Consider the following 3,434-nt stretch of genomic DNA (forward strand, 5'->3'; position numbering starts at 1 on the left):
CGGCCTGCCCGGCCTGCGCCGCGCCCACGGCCGCCAGGGCGGCGGCGAGCGCCCGCTCGGCCTGCCCCGCCTCGCGCCGCGCGCCGGCGTGCCCGATCAGCAGCAGCAGGGCCTCGTGGCGGCGGATCTCCGCCGCGAGCGCCCGGTAGCGCTGGGCCGCGCGGGCCTGGCGGCGCAGGGACTCGACCCCGGCGGCGATCGCCGTCAGGACGTCCTCGACGCGGGCGAGGTTGTCCTCCGCGGCCCTCAGGCGGAGCTCCGCCTCGTGCCGGCGGGCGTGCAGGCCGCCGATGCCGGCGGCGTCCTCCAGGACGCGGCGCCGGGCCTGGGGCTTGGCGGCGATCAGCTCCGCCACCTGGCCCTGGCGCACGAGGGCGGGCGAGCGCGCGCCGGTCGCCGCGTCGGCGAAGAGCAGCTGCACGTCGCGGGCCCGGACCTCGCGGCCGTTGACCCGGTAGGTCGAGCCGGCGCCCCGGTCGATGCGCCGCGCCACCTCGATGGCGTCGTCGCCGTTGAAGGCGGCCGGCGCCGTGCGGGCGCCGTTGTCGAGGCTCAGGGTCACCTCGGCGTGGCTGCGGCCGGGCCGCTGGCCCGAGCCCGAGAAGATGACCTCGTCCATGCCCGAGGCCCGCATGCTCCTGTGCGAGCTCTCGCCCATCACCCAGCGCAGGGCCTCGACGAGGTTGGACTTGCCGCAGCCGTTCGGCCCGATCACGCCGGTGAGCCCCGGCTCGATCAGGAACTCGCTCGGCTCGACGAAGGTCTTGAAGCCGACGATGCGCAGGCGCGTGAGCTTCATCGCGAGCGTCATGGCGTCCCGGGCCCGGCCGCGGGGCGGTCCTCAGCGGCGGGCGGACGGGCGGGCGCCCGCCCGGTCCCGGCCGCGGCCCCTCACGCGCCCACGATCGGCTTGATCACCTTCTCCATGCCGTCGATCGACATCTCGCCCTGGTACTTCTGGCCGTTGATGAAGAAGGTCGGGGTGGCGTCGACCTTGAGGACCGTCATGGCGCGCTCCTTCACGGCGTTGACCGCGTCGTAGAGCGCCTGGTCCTTGAGGGTCGCCTCGAACTTCTCCTTCGAGAAGCCGGCCTGCCGCATCATCTGCTCGAGGGCGTCGAGGGGCTTGGGCACGAAGGCCCAGGCGGCCTGCTGGTCGAACAGCAGGTCGGTGATCGGGTAGTAGCGGGCCGCGTTGTCGGCCCGCGCCAGCATGAAGGCCGCCGTGGCGAGGGGGTCGAGCGGGAACTCGCGCAGGGTGAAGCGGACCTTGCCGGTGTCGATCCAGCGCGCCTTGAGGGCCGGCCAGGTGCCCTTGTGGAAGGCCGCGCAGTGCGAGCAGGTCATCGAGGCGTACTCGACGATCGTCGCCTTGGCGTCCGCCGGGCCGAGCCAGACGTCGCCGAGGGGGCCGGGCTGGAGAACGCCGTCGGCCACCGGTCCCTGCGCCAGGGCCCGGAGCGGCAGGTNTCCGGTGAGCTTCAACGCGTCGCGCCGGGTGATCATGGCAGTCGTCCTCGAGTCGAGAGAGGGATCCGTCAGACGTGCGGTAGAATCCCGGCCGCCTCGTGGCAAGCCGCGCGCCCATCAAGAGGCCGCGACACGTCCCCGGCGCAGGCTCTCCCGCCTCCGGCGCGGGCGCGGCCCGCCCTCAGCGCTCAGCGCCCAGCACCGCGAGGCCGAGCCGGTCGAGCGCGTCGCGCAGGGGCGCCTCGCTCACCCCCGAGACCGCCCGGGCGACCTCGCCCCGGCGCAGGGGGTCGAGGGGCGGCGCCGGGGCGGCCCGGGCGGCCCGGTGGGCGACGCGGTCCTGGCGCAGGCGGATGCGGCCGACGCAGGCCCAGCCGTAGTGGCGGTTGATGCGCTCGATCACCAGGGGGACGAGGTGCTGCAACTCGAGCGCGAACGCCCCGTCGACCCGCACCGTCAGGGTGCCGGGCTCGGGCCGCTCGGACGGGCTGGCGCCCCGGCGGCGGCGCGCCCAGTCGAGCTTCTCCGGCTGGCAGGCGCGGGCCAGGCGCTCGCCCACGATCTCGCCCCAGGAGGCCAGGATGTCGGTCGAGGCGAAGCCCTGGGCCGCGAAGACGGGGCCCAGGGACCGCTCGATGAGCTCGCTCAGGGGTTTCGGCCGCGCCATCCCGCCCGCCCGTCTCGATAAGCCTGCCGCGCCAGCCCCGGCCGGCCGATCCCTAGCACCGAAACCCTCTCGCGTCCGTTACCCGCGGGATCGTCCGAAATGCCGCTCCCGCCGCCGGCGAAAACGGGGTAATCCGGCCCGCATGGTAGCGCCCGCCGCGTCGCACTCAAGGCCGGACGCAGCCGACCTCCTGGTCTGGTACGACCGCCACCGCCGCGTCCTGCCCTGGCGCGCGCTGCCCGGCGCCGCGCCCGATCCCTACCGGGTCTGGCTCTCCGAGATCATGCTGCAGCAGACCACGGTCGCTGCGGTCAAACCCTATTTCGCGCGGTTCCTGGAGCGCTTCCCCGACGTCGCGGCGCTCGCCGCGGCGCCCGAGGAGGCGGTGATGAGCGCCTGGGCCGGCCTCGGCTACTACTCGCGGGCCCGCAACCTGCACGCCTGCGCCCGCGCGGTGGCGGCGGCCGGCGGCTTCCCCGACACGGTCGAGGGCCTGCGCAGGCTGCCGGGCATCGGCGCCTACACGGCGGGCGCCATCGCGGCGATCGCCTTCGACCGGCCGGCCGCGGCGGTGGACGGCAACGTCGAGCGGGTGGTCTCGCGCCTCTACTCCGTCGAGGCGCCGCTTCCGGGAAGCCGGCCGGCGATCCGGGCCCTCGCCGACGCCCTGGTGCCGGCGACGCGGCCGGGCGACTTCGCGCAGGCGCTGATGGACCTCGGCGCGACGCTGTGCACGCCCCGGCGCCCGGCCTGCGCGCTCTGCCCCTGGATGCAGCCCTGCCGGGCCCGCGCCGAGGGCCTCCAGGAGACCTTCCCGCGCAAGCTGCGCAAGGAGCCCGGCACCCTGCGCAGGGGCGCGGCCTTCGTGGTGCTGCGGGCCGGCGACGACGCGGTGCTGCTCCGCACCCGCCCGCCGGAGGGGCTGCTCGGCGCGATGGCCGAGCCGCCGACGAGCCCGTGGGCGCCGGACTACGATCCCGCCCGCGCGCTCCTCGACGCGCCCCTCGACGCGCGCTGGAAGCGCCTGCCCGGATCCGTGCGCCACACCTTCACGCACTTCCCGCTGGAACTCACGGTGTTCCTCGCCCGGGTGGGCGCCGGCACGCCGGCGCCCGAGGGCATGCGCTTCACGCCCCGGGCCGGGCTCGCGGCCGAGCCCCTGCCGGGCGCGATGAAGAAGGTGCTGGCCCACGCCCTCGAGCCGAAGCTCGCCGCCGCGCCCCCGGCGCCCGCCGCGCCGCCGGAGCCCGACCTCGCGACGCCGCCCGCCCCCGAGCCGCCGCCGCGGCGCGCGCCC

The 3,434-nt window shown here is 76.4% G+C and carries 4 protein-coding genes; 1 reads left to right on the plus strand and 3 read right to left on the minus strand.

Annotation, left to right across the window (positions count from 1 at the left end):
- The 3 genes from DT057_RS05775 to DT057_RS05785 form a co-directional block, all read right to left on the minus strand.
- The coding region (locus DT057_RS05775; protein ID WP_162501332.1) for an AAA family ATPase at positions 1-799 on the minus strand (799 nt) is incomplete at its 3' end.
- A gap of 92 nt (positions 800-891) precedes the next feature.
- Positions 892-1,469 (minus strand): DsbA family protein (locus DT057_RS05780; protein WP_244937358.1); only part of this gene is annotated, 578 nt, incomplete at its 5' end.
- Positions 1,470-1,651: 182 nt separating this feature from the next.
- Positions 1,652-2,137, minus strand: coding sequence for a DUF721 domain-containing protein (locus tag DT057_RS05785; protein ID WP_128561142.1), 486 nt, complete (start codon positions 2,135-2,137; stop codon positions 1,652-1,654).
- A gap of 142 nt (positions 2,138-2,279) precedes the next feature.
- On the opposite strand from DT057_RS05785, the gene mutY reads away from it, so the two are divergent.
- On the plus strand, positions 2,280-3,434 hold a 1,155-nt coding region (mutY, locus tag DT057_RS05790), incomplete at its 3' end, for an A/G-specific adenine glycosylase (RefSeq protein ID WP_128561143.1).

The organism is Methylobacterium crusticola (assembly GCF_003574465.1).
In the GTDB taxonomy this organism is placed as follows: domain Bacteria; phylum Pseudomonadota; class Alphaproteobacteria; order Rhizobiales; family Beijerinckiaceae; genus Methylobacterium; species Methylobacterium crusticola.